19 protein-coding genes are annotated in these 19,384 nt (G+C 35.3%); 5 read left to right on the top strand and 14 right to left on the bottom strand.

The genetic code is table 11. The annotated features are described in order from the left end of the window. The first annotated feature begins 211 nt into the window (after positions 1 to 211). Entirely contained in the window at positions 212 to 787 is a 576-nt protein-coding gene (locus SMAR_RS07165) for a GNAT family N-acetyltransferase (protein WP_011839662.1), read from the top strand. 220 nt (positions 788 to 1,007) lie between these two features. Here SMAR_RS07165 and SMAR_RS07160 read toward each other — a convergent pair whose 3' ends face one another. Then, entirely contained in the window at positions 1,008 to 1,868 is an 861-nt protein-coding gene (locus SMAR_RS07160) for a class I SAM-dependent methyltransferase (RefSeq protein WP_011839661.1), read from the bottom strand. 18 nt (positions 1,869 to 1,886) lie between these two features. Next, positions 1,887 to 3,074, bottom strand: a complete 1,188-nt coding sequence (locus SMAR_RS07155; RefSeq protein WP_011839660.1) for an MFS transporter — start codon at positions 3,072 to 3,074, stop codon at positions 1,887 to 1,889. A 118-nt stretch (positions 3,075 to 3,192) separates the two neighbouring features. Between SMAR_RS07155 and SMAR_RS07150 the strand changes: the two genes are divergently transcribed. After that, positions 3,193 to 4,164 (top strand): sulfite oxidase-like oxidoreductase, encoded by a 972-nt coding sequence (locus SMAR_RS07150; protein ID WP_011839659.1) that lies wholly within the window; start codon positions 3,193 to 3,195, stop codon positions 4,162 to 4,164. On the opposite strand, the gene SMAR_RS07145 is transcribed toward SMAR_RS07150, so the two are convergent. The 11 genes from SMAR_RS07145 to SMAR_RS07095 form a co-directional block, all read right to left on the bottom strand. Next, on the bottom strand, positions 4,138 to 4,467 hold the full coding sequence (locus SMAR_RS07145; RefSeq protein WP_148676777.1) for a hypothetical protein: 330 nt from the start codon (positions 4,465 to 4,467) through the stop codon (positions 4,138 to 4,140). The two genes, SMAR_RS07150 and SMAR_RS07145, sit on opposite strands and share 27 nt — an antisense overlap. 158 nt (positions 4,468 to 4,625) lie before the next feature. Then, the gene (locus tag SMAR_RS07140; RefSeq protein ID WP_052833863.1) at positions 4,626 to 4,850 is read right to left on the bottom strand and encodes a hypothetical protein; all 225 of its coding nucleotides are present in this window, start codon (positions 4,848 to 4,850) and stop codon (positions 4,626 to 4,628) included. Between the two features lie 120 nt (positions 4,851 to 4,970). Then, entirely contained in the window at positions 4,971 to 5,231 is a 261-nt protein-coding gene (locus SMAR_RS07135) for a hypothetical protein (protein ID WP_011839657.1), read from the bottom strand. A gap of 236 nt (positions 5,232 to 5,467) precedes the next feature. Continuing rightward, entirely contained in the window at positions 5,468 to 5,647 is a 180-nt protein-coding gene (locus SMAR_RS08445; protein ID WP_148676776.1) for a hypothetical protein, read from the bottom strand. 72 nt (positions 5,648 to 5,719) lie between these two features. Continuing rightward, on the bottom strand, positions 5,720 to 6,406 hold the full coding sequence (locus SMAR_RS07130; protein WP_011839656.1) for an endonuclease III domain-containing protein: 687 nt from the start codon (positions 6,404 to 6,406) through the stop codon (positions 5,720 to 5,722). A 12-nt stretch (positions 6,407 to 6,418) separates the two neighbouring features. Next, entirely contained in the window at positions 6,419 to 7,729 is a 1,311-nt protein-coding gene (asnS, locus tag SMAR_RS07125; protein WP_011839655.1) for an asparagine--tRNA ligase, read from the bottom strand. A 553-nt stretch (positions 7,730 to 8,282) separates the two neighbouring features. Further along, on the bottom strand, positions 8,283 to 9,425 hold the full coding sequence (locus SMAR_RS07115; RefSeq protein ID WP_011839653.1) for a PhoH family protein: 1,143 nt from the start codon (positions 9,423 to 9,425) through the stop codon (positions 8,283 to 8,285). Between the two features lie 83 nt (positions 9,426 to 9,508). Further along, a complete protein-coding gene (locus SMAR_RS07110) occupies positions 9,509 to 10,114 on the bottom strand; it encodes a hypothetical protein (RefSeq protein ID WP_011839652.1) in 606 nt (201 codons plus the stop codon). Positions 10,115 to 10,377: 263 nt separating this feature from the next. Beyond that, the gene (locus SMAR_RS07105; RefSeq protein ID WP_011839651.1) at positions 10,378 to 12,612 is read right to left on the bottom strand and encodes an alkaline phosphatase family protein; all 2,235 of its coding nucleotides are present in this window, start codon (positions 12,610 to 12,612) and stop codon (positions 10,378 to 10,380) included. 228 nt (positions 12,613 to 12,840) lie between these two features. Continuing rightward, positions 12,841 to 13,578: a DNA polymerase sliding clamp gene (locus SMAR_RS07100; RefSeq protein ID WP_011839650.1), complete on the bottom strand. Its 738-nt coding sequence runs from the start codon at positions 13,576 to 13,578 to the stop codon at positions 12,841 to 12,843. Positions 13,579 to 13,670: 92 nt separating this feature from the next. After that, positions 13,671 to 14,330, bottom strand: coding sequence for a PDDEXK family nuclease (locus SMAR_RS07095; RefSeq protein WP_011839649.1), 660 nt, complete (start codon positions 14,328 to 14,330; stop codon positions 13,671 to 13,673). Positions 14,331 to 14,599: 269 nt separating this feature from the next. Between SMAR_RS07095 and SMAR_RS07090 the strand changes: the two genes are divergently transcribed. The 3 genes from SMAR_RS07090 (at position 14,600) to SMAR_RS07080 (ending at position 17,602) form a co-directional block, all read left to right on the top strand. Beyond that, on the top strand, positions 14,600 to 15,592 hold the full coding sequence (locus SMAR_RS07090) for a deoxyhypusine synthase (protein WP_011839648.1): 993 nt from the start codon (positions 14,600 to 14,602) through the stop codon (positions 15,590 to 15,592). Beyond that, positions 15,593 to 16,975, top strand: coding sequence for a tRNA(Ile)(2)-agmatinylcytidine synthase (locus SMAR_RS07085; RefSeq protein WP_244372380.1), 1,383 nt, complete (start codon positions 15,593 to 15,595; stop codon positions 16,973 to 16,975). Positions 16,976 to 17,086: 111 nt separating this feature from the next. Further along, positions 17,087 to 17,602 carry a metal-dependent hydrolase gene (locus SMAR_RS07080; RefSeq protein WP_011839646.1) on the top strand — a complete coding sequence of 172 codons (516 nt, stop codon included), beginning with the start codon at positions 17,087 to 17,089 and terminating at the stop codon, positions 17,600 to 17,602. Here the strand turns inward: SMAR_RS07080 and SMAR_RS07075 are convergent. Then, positions 17,589 to 19,313: a hypothetical protein gene (locus SMAR_RS07075; RefSeq protein ID WP_011839645.1), complete on the bottom strand. Its 1,725-nt coding sequence runs from the start codon at positions 19,311 to 19,313 to the stop codon at positions 17,589 to 17,591. The genes SMAR_RS07080 and SMAR_RS07075 overlap by 14 nt on opposite strands. Between the last annotated feature and the right edge of the window lie 71 nt (positions 19,314 to 19,384).

Below are 19,384 nucleotides of genomic sequence, written 5' to 3'. Positions count from 1 at the left end.
TCATATAAGTTCTACATTGTTTCCGCATCTACAATATAGGGTTATAACCGTGTTTGTCTTTTCCATTATAATTAACATTTCGAACTTATTAAAAGATTCATATATAGATAAGTCTTTGCTGGAAGGATTCGCTTTAAATACTTATTCTTAATTCAATATTTATTGTGCAATATAAGCATGATTAATTATTATTGGCTAGGGGAACGATGAATTGATCTTGTGGCGAAAAAGTAGGGGTGTTAATGAAAAAGATATACCCAACATTTACGAGATATTCGAGAACGCTAAGAAGAGATTGCAGGAGAGAGCTCAAGGGTATAGGATAAGAAATGCTGAGGAAAAGGATCTAGAGGATGTGAGACAAATAAACATGATCACATTACCGGAGAACTATCCATCCTACTTCTTCAGAGAACTATGGATAAAATATGGTAAATCATTCTATGTAGCAGAAGCGCCTGGAGGAAAAATAGTGGGTTACATAATGTGTCGAGTGGAAACAAAGCCTGGATACTTTAAACACTTCCTAGTTAGGAGCGGGCACATAGTTAGTATAGCTGTTCTAGAAAAACATCGTAGAAAAGGGCTTGGATACGCCTTAATGGCATATGCTTTGAAAAGTTTATATGAGGAATATAATTGTAGTGAATCATATCTCGAAGTTAGAGTAACAAATAAACCAGCAATAAGTCTCTATGAAAAACTAGGATATAAAACCATAAAAATACTCCACCATTATTATCTCGACGGAGAAGACGCTTTCCTCATGGCTAGACCATTACCATAAGAACAAATAAGATACCTAAAGGAGCCTATTCGCTTGTTTGGATATTATGGTTGTTTTTGTGGTGTTTATGTGTTCTTTTTATTGGTGGGGGTTGAGGGGTGAGAGTTTCTCCTTGGAGCCCCAATAACCCCCACGATGAAGAGAGTGAAAAACCCGACCCAAGAGGGGGAAGCCCCTGCAAATAATAAAGCATGGGCAAACACACTAGGAGTTGGTGATGCTAATATATATGAACATCTAATACTACTTGGTATTTTCTCGGCCCAATCGTTCTAACAATCCTCTTATTCATAATATCGAATTTTTTAACACTTAAATCTTGAAGCTTATTTTTTAAAATGTTTTCAGCAATATCTAGTGGAGAAGAACTCTTATCTGCTACAATGTGTAGGTAGATATGTATCCAGCCTCTCCTATTCCTTAAAGCTTTTAATGCATAAACCAAGTAGTCAAGAGCTAGTTCGGGATAAGGCATTAATACTCTATCACTTGTATTAACTAGTTTTTCTTCGATCACCTTAGCAGCATCTCCCATAAGAGGCACAACTATGTCTTCAACTTTGTTAAGCCTTATATTTTCAACCATGTAACGGTAAGCATGTGGATTTATATCTATACTATATACTTTTTTCGGCTTAGAATAGCGAGCAATGATTATGCTGAAAAAACCTGCACCAGCGAACATGTTTGTAATTATTTCTCCAGGCTTAACTAGTTGTGCTATTCTTTTATGTTCGTAGTTGAGAGTAGGTGATACATATACCTTAGTGATGTCTATTTTGAATAAGCATCCATGCTCTTTATATATTGTTTCACTTCTATCTTCACCAGCTAAGTGGATAAACGGTCTAAGCCTATAAGGCCCCTTAACACCTGGTAATCCTGCCCAGACACTCTTAACATATTTTAGCTCCTCAACTATTGTTTCAGCTAATGGTTTCAGTTCGTAGGGATCAATATCAAATGGTACACGTATAATAGCTATATCCCCAATAATCTCTATTCTACCCCATATTTTCCTCGCCTTTTCCTCGCCCAACACCTTTATAGCTAGTTTTTTAAGAAGCTTACCTCTCGTCAACTAGTAGCACCACAGTTACTAACTAGTTTTCACTCTTATTTTTCTCAGAGGCATAATAGCAATTAACATGAGAAGTGCGCTCATAATAAATGTTATTAGTGGATCAATAGACATTAAATAACCTCCTATCTGCGGTGCTGGTATGGATGAAATATTTCTTGCAGAATCAGTTAATACTCTTAATCTACCTATCTTCTCGATACCATACATGATCGTGACTAATGTATTATATGCTGAAACCCAGAAAGCAATGCTGAATCCTATAAGTAATGCTGATAAATGAATATATGGATAAGGAAGATTGATTAAGAGAATGCCAGCCGCTCCTATCAACTCATATGTTATAAGGGATTTTACAGGCTTAATCTTATCCGTAATAACGCCTGCAAAATATGAAGTCACCAACATAGATAACCCGATAACAGTGTTATAATCACCAATAATAGGATCAGCAAGCCCCCTATATTCTTTTAAATAAGCATTCAATAATGGAAACCAAAGCCTCCAAGCAAAACTATCAATTAAAGCAAATAATACAATAGTTATTACGCTTTTATCAAACATGAACATAACCTTATAGCTATTAATAATATCGGCTCTTCCAATAGATGTACGTGAAAACATATTTTGTCGAAGAATAAGAATCACATAGACTATAATTGTTCCTGCAAGACTAAAAATCCCCATCCAAATCATCAAGTATCCATAACCAATTGTCTCAGTTAATCTGCCCAGTATAAAGGGGGTTACGGTTCTAGACGAGTTAAACAAGATCACAAATAAACTATAAACTCTACCAAGCAATATCTGGGGAATAATAGTACCTATGATCTTATTTCTCGAGGGAGACCATAGATATAAGCTGAGCATATTTAATGCATAAGATATTACTAATGAGTAAAAACTCGGATAAACAACCGGTAATATCAATGCTAAAGACATAGATAAACCAGACAAAAACAATACTTCAATTGCCCATCCAAGATCAACAAGATGGCCTACAATTGGGAGTATAAGTATGATAAGAGCAGAAGCAATAGTCGCTATCGAACCCAAATCCTTCGTTGAGTACCCTATGCTTATGAGGAATAAAGGATACAAGAACATATAACTAGCTCTACCAGCGCCACGGATAAATGTGTAAATATATAGGGAGAGCAGAGTTGTCTTCTTCTCACTTCCTAGTTCTTTTAAACTCCTCATCATCCTCTTATATTCACCCATATAATAATTCATAACTATACGGTGTTTCAACTATAAACACTAAAAATACTCTAATTACCTTAATATTCCTAATAGTATAGTATTTATTTTGGTGAAATATTTGAATTGCATATCCACAAGTTCTCCAGGCTTATATAAGAAGGGTATTGTGAAGGTAATCCAATGCTTTATCAACAAGGAATACGATGAAATAAATTATTCTATCCTAAAACCATTAATATGGGAGTATTCAACCCGCATCTTCACATTAGACAATGATGAGTGCAGTTTAGAATTCGTAGACAACGAACCGATAAATGATGAATTTATTATTTATAGTTATCATTTGAACTGCTTGGATAGGAAAGGATATATTGGTATAAGAGCGGTAACAAGGAGGAATAAGTTAATAATGATAGTTTTCACTATTGGAGAAAAATATATAGAAAAAACTAAGACAAGTCTTCCAGAAATTGAGAAGCTGAACACTTTATTTACTAAACAAACAGTTATTGAGAAATCAGTTAAAGAATATGGGAAAACACCGCCTGGTCAAAGATTTATTCCTAGCTTCATAATATACCGTATCCTTGGACAACCCTATATAAGAATAAATGAGTGGTCTTTGAAGATAACTGGAGAAGTAGAAAAAGAGCTTAGATACAAGTATGAAGACCTTCTTAGAATGGAACACATTACTATTAAAACAGATTTCCACTGCGTTACAGGGTGGAGTGTGAAAGATGTTGAATGGACAGGGGTTCCTCTGAGAAGGTTTGCTGAAGAAGCTAGAATTAAGCCTGGAGTGAAATGGGTTTATATAGTATCTCTTGATGGATACACAACAATTATCCCCTACGAAGACTTCGTATTTAATAATTCGATTCTAGCCTTGAAAATGAATGGTAAACCATTACCGCTTGAGCAAGGTTTTCCGGCAAGAATAATTATTCCACACCTCTATGGATGGAAGAGTGCGAAATGGGTGGAAAAAATAATTTTCACAAATAAATATGTTGATGGCTACTGGGAAGCACTAGGATACCATTGGAGAGGAAATATATACTTAAACGAGAGATTTAAGCAGATCTAATGGGATACGCTGAGATTCTAGTTCATAATAATATCTCTGCAAAAACAATATTATCCACAACATATTGGCTACTAGACGTGAAAGATATATGCTGTTAGCATCTGCAATACTCTGAGTATACGGGTTTAAAACCTCGATTCCATAACTAGCAGGATCACATTTAAAAAAGTAAAATCTACCAAATAATACATTAATAGTAAACATTACGAAAAGAGATATAATGCTTACAACTATAGTAGATGATAAACCGATCATAAAAGCTTTTCTCCTATTCTTTATTAAAACAGCCCAGACAGAATACATGCTTACATAAGCTGAAAACAGTAAAAGACCGACTACTGTAATATTGGATACTATAGCGTATGTCTCTACATAAGTAAAAGGATCAAGGATCAAGCTAATAATATAGAAGACAATTGCAGAAACAAGATAAACTATAGTGAAGGTAATATAGAATAGAACTAGTTCTCTCCTACAAATATTTGTTTGTAGAAAGAGTTATTCCCAGAATATTTTTCACCAATATAGATCCTGATCGGTAAAGTTGAAAAGAATATTGTAAGAGCCGGTAAGCCAAGCAATAATAAGTATGAAATCAATGCATTAAAGATAACCACTCTATTAGAATATGTGATTGAAGCATTATTTGCAGCTTCTACTTGGCAATAACATATAATAGGAGCCATTAAAAACCTAACAACAATAATGGATATAGATTTTTCAAGCTATATGCATCGAATACGTATGATCTATTAGAGGATCTCAGAACCGGTAATTCATATCCTGAACCACTGGATTCATTAAATTTATAGTAAACATAAGAAAATATAGTTGTCGAATCTATATATTAATCTATGAGTAAATCCTTGTCTCAGTGCTTCATTAAACCATTCATTGTAGCTGGAATTTGAGGGTTTCATGTTTTTCTTTGGTAAAACTACAAGTATTCCATAAGATTTATTCTTAACAGGAAAGCTGTAATCTATGCTTACAGGTTTTACGGAACTAGTAGAAATCCCGCCATCTAATATGTTTTTCAACAAGTTGTTTGCTTCCACAGAACTCATATGTGATAATTTTCTACCATTATATGTATAGTGGTTGCCCGTGCTTTATTTTTTGGTTGTTTTGGAAATTTTGGATATCTGCACGGGCTTCCCCCTCTTGGGTTGGGGCTTCACTCCTTCATTGAGGGGGCTATCGGGGCTCCACACAGACCACTTTGAGCCCTTCATCTGCAGTTTTAAACCATTAACCATTATATTAGTGAGGATTTATAAAGCGAACCCAATAATTAAAACAATCATGATTTCCACAATTTCCAAAACAACCATAATATCCAAATAAGCAAATAGTCTACTGTGAAGTTTATGTGTTCCTTCTTAGTGGGAGCATAAATATATGGTAAAGGTATCTCAGTATTATTATTGAGAACAGTAATCATTATACTCTTATTGAATCCACTTACAAGCTCTCTAGGCAAACTTATCAATACAATATTGGTTTGATTCATTGTATTATAATCAGTAGGATGCATAGTATTAAGAATGAAGTATTATATGATTGTTTTGCAATAGTATTTACAATACTTGTTTATGGGACATTTATCGCATAATGGTTTTCTTGCTTTACATGTTTTTCTACCATGCGTTATTAGGAGGAGGTGTGCTTCTAGGTATTCGTTTGGTTTTAATTGTTTCATCCACCAACGGGATATGGTTTCATAATTGTCCTTTTCAATATATCCCAGTCTCTTCGATACTCTACGAATATGTGTGTCTACAGGGAATACTGGTTGTTTATAATACATTAATAAGACTACATCAGCTGTTTTTAAACCAACACCTGGCAGGTTGACAAGGTATTTTCTAGCTTCTCTAAGTTTCCCCTCCTCTACTAGTTTTCTAAGCTCCTCCTTAACGTTTCTCTCTGTAAATATTTTGGCTAACTCGACTATGCGTTGAGCTCTTTGATTATACATTCCAGCAGGTTTTAATGCTTCAACTAATTTTTCTATGGATGTAGAGAGGATTTTCTCGGGCGTTATTTCTCCATATATCTTTTTAAGGTTGAGATAGGCTCGAATAGCGTTTTTATCGCTTGTATTCTGGCTAAGCATAACTCCAATAATGTATTCAAACAATGATTTATCACGAATATTTGGAGCAATGAATTCTTTCAGGTTTAACTTGTAGTGTTTGCGGAGAATACTTATTATTTCTTCTCCAATACTCTGAGACAATAAAAGCACCTTTTATGGATAAATTCTACCTCTAAATCTCGGGAATGGTGTAGCGTCTCTAATATGGTCTAGCCCAGCTATCCACATAACTAGTCTCTCGATTCCTAAGCCGAAACCACTATGGGGTACTGATCCATATTTTCTGAGATCAAGATACCATTTGTAGTCTTCAGGATCATATCCTTGCTCAATTATTCTGTTAAGCAATTTATTATAGTCGTCTTCACGCTCGCTCCCACCTATAATTTCACCATATCCCTCCGGCGCTAAGAGATCGAATCCTAGAGCTAGTTTTTCATTTTCTGGATCAAGCTTCATATAGAAGCTTTTAATCTCCTTGGGGAAATGAGTTATGAAGAATGGTTTGTCAAACTCCATTGTAAGAACTCTCTCCTCATCAGCACCCAGATCATCTCCCCACTCAATATTAACACCTTTCTTCTGTAGAATCTCTATTGCTTCATCATATCGTATCCTAGGATATGGTGGTTCAACGGAGTTCTTCAATATTTTAAGGTCTCTGCCTAGAATCTCTAATTGTCTCTTATTATGTTCTAGAATGTATTGAACAATATACGCTACTAGTTCTTCAGCTACCCTCATCATATCCTCCATATTATACCATGCAGCCTCTGCTTCTAAATGCCAGTATTCTGCTAAGTGTCTACGTGTACGTGATTTTTCCGCTCTAAAACTAGTTGTGAGGCTCCATACTTTTTCAAGACTATATATTAGGGCTTCAAGATATAGTTGAGCGCTCTGGCTTAGATAAGCTGTTTTATCAAAGTATTTAACGGGGAATAGTGTAGCTCCTCCCTCAACAGCTGATGCTGTCAGTATTGGGGGTGTTACTTCCCACCAATCATTCTCTACAAAGTATTCTCTCCCAGCTTTGAGAACACTGTGCTTGATCTTCATGATCTCTGTTAGTTTTCGGCTTCTAATCCAGAGATGCCTATTATCTAATAAATAATCTATCCCCTCACCACCCTTGATCGGGAAATCTCTACTATAACCAACTATCCTGAACCAATCAGCGTGAACCTCGTATCCGCCTGGAGCACGTGGTTGTTTAACGAGCTCACCACACGTCATAACACTAGCTTCTAAACCAATATCCTTAAGTATCCTAACTATTTCTTCCCCACACTTCTCCCGATCAACAACAACTTGTATAATTCCAGTTGAACCCCTCACCCTAACAAAAGCTTTCCCACCAACAACACTTCTACGATAAATCCAGCCTCTAACACAAACTTTTTTACCAATAAAATCATCCGACAAAACATCCTCAATATGATACCATACTACATTTTCAACCATAACATCCCCACCAAACATCCTGTCCATACATTAGAGATTATCCTATCAATACATTATTTTATATTGTTATAGTAAACCCAGTTTCCACATAAAAGAATTTATTCTCCATAATTACAAATAACCAACCATAACAAAGACCATACCATAATAAAATAAAACATAGCCACTACAAATCCATGTAATGGATAGTGTAGTTTATGTTGATTAACGGAAACTTTTATGGTGGTTCGTATTTAAGTGATGTAGTGAGGGGTTATAGGAGCAGGGCTCAAAGCCTCCCAGCATGGTGTGGTTGTCTGTGCTTTATTTTTTGGTTATTTTGGATGTTATGAGTATTTGCAGGGGCTTCCCCCTCTTGGATCGGGTTTTCACTCTCTTCATTGAGGGGGTTATCGGGGCTCCACCAAGACCACCTAGAGCCCTTCATCCGCATTCCATTAACCGTTACGTTAGGAGGGTTTATAAAAGAGATCTCCACTAATCCATCAAAACAATAATAGTTTTCATAATTTCCAATAACAATCATAGTATCCAAATAAGTAAATAGTCTATATTATTTTCTCCGTTTACCACCGATCTCCTTTGCTTTCACGCCAACACCCAGTAACTTCCTCATTACTGCATCTAGGAATTTCACGTGGAATCCTTTCTGGCCTACGAATGCTCCGAATCCATCAGTCTCTACCTTCACAGCTAGATCGGGTCCTGCGAAATCAACGTCTGCTATAAACTTGTATACCCAGCTTACTGGATGTATAGCTCTTATTAATGGTTTAAAGTCAAGTGTTAATTCTACAGCTCTCAGTTTTAATCCTGTATCTGCTTCTATAGCTTCTATTCTCTCTCCTCCTCTACCAATTATTCTTCCTAGATGGCCTTCCTTAACAATTATTAGTGCGTCTGGAACATTTTCTGATAATATATTGTAGGTTTTCTTTTCATCAATAAATTCTACAACTGTAACTATATCAGCGTCTGGAGCGTGAAGCCTTGCTGAATCAATTACTTGTTTCTCAGCTTCGTTGAGAGATCTGCGCCTCATTCTTATTTCTAGTAAGAGCCTAATCCCCCTCCTAGCACCTGGTCTAACAATATCTTTTAATCCAAGATCTATTACTTTAGCAGTTTCTTCTCCTAAAAGAATTTCTCTCAGCATCGATGCTCCATCACTTTGCGATAGATGTTTTTGAAACACAGGGTCTCCAGCTATGATAAATCTACTGTTCCGCCCAATCCTCATCATGATCTCGACAGCGCTTTCAGGAGATATGCTCTGAGCATCGTCTAGAAATATTATTGAATCATCAAACGTTCTGCCTCTCAGATAATGTGTGTCTGCTACAACTATTTTTCCCGAATCAAGCAGGTTCTTAACGATCCCCCATTCAACGAATCCTGTCAATATGTCTTTTAGATAACTCGTTGCTAATTCATAGTATTGTTGCCCAATATCTGCAGTTGTTAATTCTTTACCTGTTACAACATCAACTATTGGCCTAGACAATATGAATCTTGAGTACTCACCATTCAATACAGCATCGATACTATACACTACACTGAACAAGCTTTTACCCGACCCCGTAGGCCCAAATAATCCTATGATCTCATAGTTTTTATTCATAAACGCTTTCTTCATTTCCTCTTGTCCAGGTGATAACGGCTTTAATTTCTCAAATAATCTCTCACTAGTTGCCATTTTGGATTAACCCCCTACTCTCTATAATTATTACATATCTCATATTAGAAGCATAAAGCAAAGTGTTTTATTTAGTTTATTCTTCAGGTATTCTCGTTACTTAGTTCTGGAAATAATTCTATTATGGATTTTATTCTCGAAATATTTTCCATAATTTTATCTAGATCTATATTAGTATCTTTTAATAATCTTTTAATTACGCCTCGATCAATGATTTCCTTGTGAACAATCATTAAAGCATAAGCATATATATTATATGGATAAGCATTGTATGTTAAAAGCTTACAGATTAAGTATTCTATTTGGGGAACATAGATATATAGTTCTTTGTAGGTAAATCTAATCCTGTTGACTAATATTCCGGTATCTATAGGGCTCCGAGTAATTTCTAAAATAGTCAATGGTATAAGGACTGGATTAATCACAGCTTTACCAAGTGTTCTAAGAGAATTATAAATATCTCTTTGATAAATACTCATTCCCAATTCTTTAGCTACAACATAAGCTATAGTATCAAGTTCTTTACCCTCAACAAGTATTCTGATCTCATCAACTGGTTTTATTATTCCATATAAAGATATAGCAAGATCATTTAGCACAACCGATCTTATACCGCGTATCTCCAACTCATTCGTTATGTTTGAAATCTTTTCTAACATAAGCCTGGAGTAGCTAATTCCATGTTTCATTAATCCATCCCTGACAAGACAGAATTAACCATGTATAATGGAGTTCTTGCAAGTCATATATTAACCTAGTAACAGAGTATTTACTTCTTTCCCTAATTTACTTAATGTACCTGTTTTTCTTGTATCCAATATTAACAAACATATGTTTAGATACTATAAAACCCGAGTCAGATGCTGTTTCCTTAACGATAAGGAGTTAATAAAGATTGTAAAATGATAGTATAAAAAATAATAAAAAATAATATCGGCTTTTATTTAGATCACTATTTTCTTCTATAAATTAGCATTCCAATAGCTAGGCCCACAATCAATGCTATTATGGCATATATTGTGGTTGCACCTACATCGATTGTCTTGACAGTTGTGGTATTATAAGCTGTTGTCGTTATTGTTTTAGTTGTAGTTTCGATCCGTGTTGTAGTCTGTGTTGCTGTTTCGGTCACTGTAGTTGTATGTGTTTTAGTCTCTGTTATGGTTTGGGTCTCTGTTTTCTCAACGGTCTGTGTCACAGTATTGGTTGTTGTAACAGTGGAGGTTGATGTTATGGTTTGTGTAACAGTTTTCGTTAAAGGTTTTACTATGGGTAGTCTGTCTCCTGTAGCGTTGAGCGGAGGATCTATTCCTAGAAGATACGTAATAGTAGGTGCTATGCTTGTTGAATGTATATAGCCTAATTCACCATGTTCAATGTTTGCCCCTATTGCGCCAAAGATTGCGTGGAGTTGTGGATAATATGGGAGGTCAGAATGCCATCCCACCACTGTCTTAAGCGGTACAGCATCTTCAAAGATTGTACCTACTTTTAAGCCTCCCCATGCAGCATATCCCGGTCTTAGACTAAATACTACGTCGCCTACTCGATCACCATATAGACCCAGAGACTTAGCTTCATCCTTTGTCATTATTAAGCTAAATACGGGTTCACCGGTATCTGGATCTTTCACATTTGAAAGAGCCGTTATAATCTTGTTTACAACATCATTGTATTCATTGGGTGGAACAATTCCGCCATCTTCACGTCCCTGGAGATTGACGAATATCTGATTGTATCCAACATAGTATGCCACTGTTTCATTCCATAGTATATGGCCTTGATCATCTACTTTGATAAGTCCTGCCTGCTCGAGAATCGAGTTGATATATACTAGTTTCTTCACAGGCCACTGTCCGTGATCAGAGACTACCATTACAACAGTATTGTTTAGATCAACATTATCTAGCACTGCCTTTACAATTTCATCTGCCCATTTATGGGCTTCCACTATGTAATTCCAATACTTTTCGGCCTCGGATGGATTATAGTAGGGCATACTAGGATCAACTAGTCCTAGAAACTCATGATATACATTATCCACTATCGGTGTATAACCCATTAACAGGTCCCAATCAGTGTGGTTGAGAAGATATAGTGTAAATTCTTTGAAGAACTCGTTTGCATAGTGAACCGTTTCCATATATGTATCAGTATCTATCCATCCATTTACAAGAGCATACCAGTCACCATCGGTTATCATACCGGTTCTAACAACGACGTTGTTCCAAACATCCCATGCTACGTTTTCATTGTTAAACCAGTCGTCGTTGAAAGGTCTCATGAGGCTCCTATATAATCTGAAATTTGTTAAGCTTAGATTGATCGCTTTGAATAATGGTGCTACAATATATGTGTTCCCATTATATGTTATTGTAGTATTTATTGGTTCGCTCCACTCTCCCTCTGAAAGAATAGTTACTGCTTTGCTTAGATCTTTTTCATGCGGCACAATTGCTAACTTATCGGGGTAACCGTCTCCATCGAGGTCCGCTAGATATAGATACCATGTATCATCGCCCATATATATGGATGATTCATATGCCGATGTCACATTACCGATTATTCCAGTGTTGGTCCAATTAGTTGCTTCGACTAAGTCTATGATAGATGCCCTGCTCACACTACTATTCGTAGTATATAGTTTTGAATATGATATTGGCCATATAAAGCTATCATATGGATTGAACAATATTGATCGATTGACTTTGTCGGCCCAAGCAGATGGAGTGCTCTGTGGAAAAGCGGCTACAACGGCTGTTAGACCCTGACGGTCAAGTGTTACCCAAATTGGTTCGGCAAGAAGGTTTCTGCCGTCGAATCCTGACACCGTTTTATAGATCTTTGTTCCCGGCAAATGAATACTGTTGCCTGTTATACCAGTTATACCTGGCTCTGCCCCGGTAGATATAACGGCGTGCGATACCGCGGTTGCTGATGGAAAACTTACAATCATGCCTTTTGCATATACTCCTTCATCGATTATTCTCTTGAATCCCGGCAATATACCCTCCGAGGCGAGCATATATGTATAATCAGCTCTAGCCGCATCAATACTTATTATAACAACCTTCTCAGCATATCTCGTATGCTCATTAGTCGGTGTATTAGCGTATATTAGAGATATAGAGGTGGATAGGATAACGGCTAGGAGAATGAGGACACCGATTATCCTACGTGATAACACATTTTCACCCAATATAGAATCTAAAAACTACATAAATAAAGAATTATTGTTTTTAATAGATAAAATGCATCGATCATAACTATGTATGCTCCAATTTAAAAATAACTATTATATTCAAAATACGCAGTAAATACATTAATAAAATATCTGACTATTATACTAGAATATCCAATAAACCATTTAGGATTTATTTAAATATATTCTAACCAGTTTTGTTATTCTATTATTTTAGACTGCCGCTGGTGCTAGTAGGTATTTAACTCTTCCCTCGCTAAGACTAAATTCTAGTTCGAGGGGCATATCAGAAGAGAACCTTATGATTGCTAGTTCAGCTATTTTTGTTAGGTTTACTATGTGTTTAAGATATTCTAGTTGGTAAACTGATTTACTTGGCTCTTTTACTTCTAGGTTTAATAGTGCTGGCATTCCAGCTACAAGTTTAGTTTCTGTCATAGATACTCCTCTTCCACGTAGATATAGAGTTTCTTGATCGGGGGCTTCCATTTCTAATAGATCGCCGACTGTTTCCGCATCTTTGATTGCATGCTTTATTACATCAACTAGTAATTGAGCTTCTACATTAAATTCCAGCTTAGCCTCAGGTATTTCGGGGACTGGTACTTCGAGGTTTCTAAACCTATATATTCTTCTTATCGTTGACTCTATAGTTATAGTTATTTGTTCCTCTGTTACATCCATAACAAACTTATCTCCTTTCTTCACTTTCTTTAATAGTTTTGAGAGATTCGCAGATGATAAACCAGCAACTACCTCCTCAGACACATCATATTCGAGAAAAGCTGTTTGAGGCAAATAAATATCTATTAAAGCAACTCTAGCTGGATCAATTGCTTTAACAATTAAAGCTTCTGGTGTGATCTTGAAAGCTACTTCATCAACAAGCTTTCCGAGAGCAGTTATCATTTCTCTAATATATTTTGCTTCAGGATAAACTATTCTAGCCATTATCTACACCTAAGTATTTGCTATTACCTAATATGATATATTATCTATTCAAGGAAAAATAAGCATATAGCTAAATATTATATTATTACTTGTTAATATACAGGTATAGGTTCTATTCCGAATAGATCTAGAACCATATTTAAGTCTAGAAGCGTGGAATTTAGTTCCTGAATAGAAACAATTAATACGTTTTCATGCATTCGAATAGAAGGCGTTGTTAAAGTCACTATTATAGGGACTATTTTTCTAAGATATCTGAAATATGTCCATTTCGTCTTAGCCCAACTATAGTATTTTATAAACTTCTTAATCCGCAGAATATGTTTCTCTGCGATCTCCATGAGTGTTTTCCTACTAATACCATGAATCCAGTGTTTACAATCGATAAAAATTCCTCTACCACTACCAAGATCTATGCCGATAACATCTATTTCTAGCCTAACAGGTTTTGTCAAGCGAAAATTAGTTTTAACAATATACTTGTGCGCACCAAGTATTTCAGCCGAAAACTTCTCGAAATCGTGCCAATCAAGATATTTAGTGACATCTTTAAATGAATAACCCTGTTTGAGAAGTTGAATAGCGAATAATAATGGATCATTTAGTTTGATCTTATTATTAACTATGGTAACATATCTTCCCAACTCCTTGATCTTACTATATAATATTCTTTCATCTAATCCGAGAAGCTCTGATAGATCCTTTATTGATATTTCTCTATGCTTTAATAAAGCGAAATATAATTGCTTCATGCTCATCATCACATATAGTTCCTTATTATCCATAAAAGATTTTTTCAAAGATAAACTATACTGAATTAATTCTTAATTTAAAATCATTATATAGAATTAATTGTTTGCCTCCTCAAATAATAGTAGAGCTTATAACTTGATTAAATTGTTAATGGAACTCTCTATATTTGAAAAATATGAGTGCACTGAATACATAGAGGAGGATTAAACAATTGCAAAATTATAGCTAAATATTGGACATACTTATCTATATTGGTAAGGGTGGTTATATGGATGTGCGAGATATACCTGTATTAAAAGATGCTCGATCTGAGTTGTTGAAAGATATTGTTAAGGATTATTTTGTAAAGGAAAATATGAGTGTTTGTGATCTAATTAATGCATTGAAAAATGCACATGGATTTATGGCTGGACATATTAGTAAAGCCGCCGAGATCCTCTATGAGATGTGGAGTGATAAGGAAGCAACAAGAATATTGTCTTTTACAGGAAATCTTGTATCAACTGGTTTAAGAGGCTTGTTAGCCCAATTGATTCTCGAAGGGTTCGCAGACATAGTTATTACTACGTGTGGAACAATTGATCACGATATAGCAAGGGGTACGGGGCATCCATACTATAAGGGGGATTGGAGACTAGATGATTCAATGCTAAAAGTTATCGAAGTTCATAGATTAGGCAATGTTTTGATACCACTGGAAAATTATGGATTAGCTATTGAGAAGTTTACTCGTAACTTACTCGATGAACTAGTTAAAAAGAAGAAGGAGTGGTCGCCTAGCGAATTATTATATGAAGCTGGCAAAAAGATCAATGATCCATATAGTATATTGAGAGCTGCAACGCAGAAAAATGTTCCAATATTTGTTCCGGGAATATTTGATGGCGCATTTGGTACACAACTGGTTTTCCACAGCCCCTTCTCAGGTTTAAAAGTTGATCTTATTAGTGATGAGAAAAAGCTTATGGATAAAATCTTCGAATCACATAGGCTTGGAGCATTAATTATTGGTGGAGGCATAAGCAAGCATCACACTATCTGGTGGGCACAGTTTAAAGATGGGCTTGACTATGCAGTATACGTTACTACCGCGGTAGAATATGATGGTAGTTTGAGTGGGGCACAACCACGTGAAGCAATAAGTTGGAACAAGATCAAGCCGTCGGGGAAAAGCATTGTAGTATATAGTGATGCAACAATTACACTACCATTAATTGTAGCTGGTGCTAAGTGTTTAATGAAAAAATCCATGGAGAAATAAGTGTTGAAGGAAACAATAGTACATATGGGATTCGACGATATAGACACGCCTTTCGGTGGTTGTACTACACATTTCGTAGCTTCAATCTTAGTTAAATGGGTTAAGGATAGAAGAATTAAACTAATTGATTATCCAAACCTTATAAGATTAAATCCTGGAGTACCATGGAAAACTAGGGGGAATGGTGCTGTTGTTCTTAGATTCAAAGTTAAAAACTATGATGAAGCCATAAAGCTTCTTGAAGAAGCATATGATGAAGCATTAGAATATCTTGGAAAATATCATCATCCCCAACACCACCCAGTTATAGGTATGTATATTGGCGGGCTAAGTGAGAGGATTAAGTGGATTGGTTGGAAAGCCGTTCATGATCTCATCCCACTGGATTTAATGCATAGAGTGCTTGAGAAGGAGAAGAATAAAATTATATATAAACTGTTGAGGAAAGATAAGAAGCGTGGATTAATCGGTGTCTTCTCAGCAATAGGATATAGAATGACGAATACAGATTATACATATGAACTAATAGCTTATAGATCAGAGGAATACATTGATAAACCTAGACAAGTCAATGCCGAGAGCGTAAAGTATATGGATAAAGTATTTCATAACGACACTATTCTTAACTACGACTATGAAACAAATAGACCATTAATAACACCGCATGGAGGAGACCCTGTTCTACTAGGCATACGAGGAGAATACCCAGACGTATTGATCAAGGCATATAATATGGTAAAAATAAATGAGCCAGTCCCTATAAGATTAATTTACCGAACAAATCAACACACAGATGCTCATCTAAGAAGAATAAATAATTTAGGAGAAGCCTTCATTTATCGTGGAGTAAGAGTTAGAGTGTGGGTAGCAAGTATACCTAAAAGGATCATGGGAGGACACGTGATTTTCAAGGTTACTGATGGAAGAAGGTTTATTGATGTAGCAGCATATGAGCCTACTGGAAAACTTAGAAGGATCGCGGAAAAGCTCCGTCCAGGAGATGAAGTAGAAGTTATGGGTATTGTTAGGCCTCAAAGCTCTAAGCATGGACCAACAATAAATCTCGAAAAGTTACATATCATTATGGTTAAACCATTGATAAAGCTTGAAAACCCCAGGTGTCCTAGATGTGGAGCTAGAATGAAGAGCGCTGGTAGAGGAAAAGGTTATAAGTGTCCTAAATGTGGTTATAGGGATCCTAACGCTAAGAAAATTGTTCGAGTAATAAAGAGGGATCTCGAGCCTGGATGGTATGAACCCTCTCCCAGAGCATTTAAACATTTAATGAAACCACTAAAAAGATTTGGGAAAGAGAAAAACCATTACCCAGAAGAGATTGAACCAAGCAATTTTATATGGTATAATAATATGCTTTTAAAATAAAATATAATAAATAATGAAGATGGGATGAGGAAATACCCCGGGAACGAACTGATATGTGAAGAAGTGGTCCTCTGCTGACCGTTCAGAGAAAAACGGTGAGTTGAAGCCGCTATGTATAGGATAACACATGTTATTATTGGTTTTGGGTTTGGATTACTTTTATCCCAGGATCCAAGATTGTCTCTTTTATATGGATTTATGGGGGGACTTGGCGGCTATATACCAGATATTGATCTGAGATTTAAGCATCGGAAAACGCTTCATAATATTATTTTGTCATCAATTATATCTTTATTCATCTATGTTGTACTTCTCTATTTATGTATAAGATATTATTCATGGATGCAATTAGGTGTGGTAAATAATATTGTTATAGCTTTTCTTAGTGGATGGATTCTACATATTTTAACTGATTCGCTGACTAAGCGTGGAGTATATATATTGTATCCTTTAAGCAATTATCGCTTAAGAATACCTATCTTTAAAAGCTCTAGCCTAGTTGGCAATACTTTATTTATTATTTTGTCTTTCATAATGTATTATTTCTGGATTAGAAGTATTGGTTTAGAAAATGCGTTAGATTATTTATATTATTATCTTAGAATGTTTTTAATTAGCGCTTCTTAGTGATCCCTCTTGTCGCGATAATATATAGCAATATAACTATAACTAGAACACTTATGCTTCCTATAGTTGCATATAGTAGTGCTTGTTGTTCTCTCTGTCTATACTCATTAATCTTTGCTTTATAACTGCTAATTTGATCTGTGAGGTTGATATTTTCTGCTCTGTATTTCCCAAGAGATTGGTTAACATTGAATAATGTCTGGTTAAGTGTGCTCAACTTTTTCTGTAAATTACTTATTTCATCGTTTAAGCTCTGTATTTTTAGATTGATAAAGGAGATCTCATTTATAGCATTAGATAATCCAACACCGTATCCTCTAACTAGTGATAATATAAATGATGCTACATTAGTTGGTTGCAATGTAAATGTTGATAGTATTTTTCTCAATTCTTTACCATATACTATTAGTTCTCCTTTGCTGACACCATAGTATCCCGGGTTATTAATCAATACTAGTTTTTTATCGCCGAAGGACATTGTTGTATAAGATATGTTTCTACTAATTAGCTCCGATAAAACACTGGTTTCATCTCCTTCAACAAAATAGAGTCCTGGCTCAACATATCTTAGTCCCTGTATTGATAAGTTCTCTTCGTGGTTATTGATTGTGAAGGGAGAATATATTATTGTGGTAATGTTTTCATTGATCATGTTCTTCGTAGTATTTATTATTTCGGACAAACCATTATATGCTAGTTCCTCAAGTTTACTTAGCTGTTCCCAATTAATATAGCCGTGTATATATCCAGTCCATAAATCATAGATTAGGGGATATTCTACAAAGTTTATTGTCGCCGATCTATATTTATATGCTGTTGTTAACATGGACTTATAGAAGTTGATTACTTCATTTACAAGCCATTCTAGATCATCTTCATCCATATACCTAGTATATTTAAACGGTATTCTCGGAACAACAGGTCTATCAAACTTCTCAAAGTATTCTGAGAACCATTGATCGGCTTTTCTTGTTCCAGGAGTAAATAGTATAACATGTGTACTGTTCATTTTTAAAACTCTAAATCTAAGATAATATATTCCAGGCTCGACTGATAATTTTTCATTAGTTATATTAAACTTTAATATTGGAGTAACATTTGTTTCCTTACTAAACTTTATTCCATCCACATAGTTTTCAATAGATAAGACGAAGTATTGGCTTGACACTGATAATTTTATTGTTGTATTTAATTGGTCCCATATAGTTGTTCCATTAATTGGTATGATGAAGATTGCAGGCTCTATTATTTTATTTGTCTCGTTAAAATATGGATTCATTGTTCTACTATGAACTCGTGGATCAATGGAGGATAAGCCTAGAAACATTGTATCAAGTGTTCCCCATAAATTGGTTAATACTTGTTTAGGTACTAGCTTATATAGTTGAGTATAGGTATTGTTTGGAAGTAATGCTGTATTGTTATCTAACACAATAGCTTTTGATAGATCCCATGAATTATTAACTAGAACTATTTCATTATATGATAACGTATATGGTGGTATTGGATTTATGTATGCTTTAAAAGTGGCATTCTCCAAGTACTTCAATGAAGAAACATTAACAGCTTTTTCGAGAGAGAATCCCGGCACATATAGAAATAGAAACCTTAGATACGTTGGTTGCTGTGAATAAGTAATTGTTGTAATAGGTGTTATTAATTGGATTAACAACATAGTTATTATAGCTATCATCACGTATTTCTTATTCATAGCCTACACCACACATTCTTCATCGATTACTCATAGACAATAAAAATAGAGGGTTATATTTAATAACATTT

Origin of the sequence: Staphylothermus marinus F1 (genome assembly GCF_000015945.1) — an archaeon.
Lineage (GTDB): Archaea > Thermoproteota > Thermoprotei_A > Sulfolobales > Desulfurococcaceae > Staphylothermus > Staphylothermus marinus.
Note: the sequence above shows the minus strand (reverse complement) of the source record. Positions and strands in the feature narration are given on the sequence as shown.

Excerpts from the sequence above, each read along its gene's own strand:
- SMAR_RS07140 (WP_052833863.1), bottom strand. The coding sequence starts at position 4,850 with ATGGCTCCTATTATATGTTATTGCCAAGTAGAAGCTGCAAATAATGCT.
- SMAR_RS07110 (WP_011839652.1), bottom strand. The coding sequence starts at position 10,114 with ATGAAACATGGAATTAGCTACTCCAGGCTTATGTTAGAAAAGATTTCA.
- SMAR_RS07115 (WP_011839653.1), bottom strand. The coding sequence starts at position 9,425 with ATGGCAACTAGTGAGAGATTATTTGAGAAATTAAAGCCGTTATCACCT.
- SMAR_RS07090 (WP_011839648.1), top strand. The coding sequence starts at position 14,600 with ATGGATGTGCGAGATATACCTGTATTAAAAGATGCTCGATCTGAGTTG.
- SMAR_RS07080 (WP_011839646.1), top strand. The coding sequence starts at position 17,087 with ATGTATAGGATAACACATGTTATTATTGGTTTTGGGTTTGGATTACTT.
- SMAR_RS07155 (WP_011839660.1), bottom strand. The coding sequence starts at position 3,074 with ATGATGAGGAGTTTAAAAGAACTAGGAAGTGAGAAGAAGACAACTCTG.
- SMAR_RS07135 (WP_011839657.1), bottom strand. The coding sequence starts at position 5,231 with ATGAGTTCTGTGGAAGCAAACAACTTGTTGAAAAACATATTAGATGGC.
- SMAR_RS07075 (WP_011839645.1), bottom strand. The coding sequence starts at position 19,313 with ATGAATAAGAAATACGTGATGATAGCTATAATAACTATGTTGTTAATC.
- asnS (WP_011839655.1), bottom strand. The coding sequence starts at position 7,729 with ATGGTTGAAAATGTAGTATGGTATCATATTGAGGATGTTTTGTCGGAT.
- SMAR_RS07095 (WP_011839649.1), bottom strand. The coding sequence starts at position 14,330 with ATGAAGCAATTATATTTCGCTTTATTAAAGCATAGAGAAATATCAATA.
- SMAR_RS07100 (WP_011839650.1), bottom strand. The coding sequence starts at position 13,578 with ATGGCTAGAATAGTTTATCCTGAAGCAAAATATATTAGAGAAATGATA.
- SMAR_RS07145 (WP_148676777.1), bottom strand. The coding sequence starts at position 4,467 with ATGTATTCTGTCTGGGCTGTTTTAATAAAGAATAGGAGAAAAGCTTTT.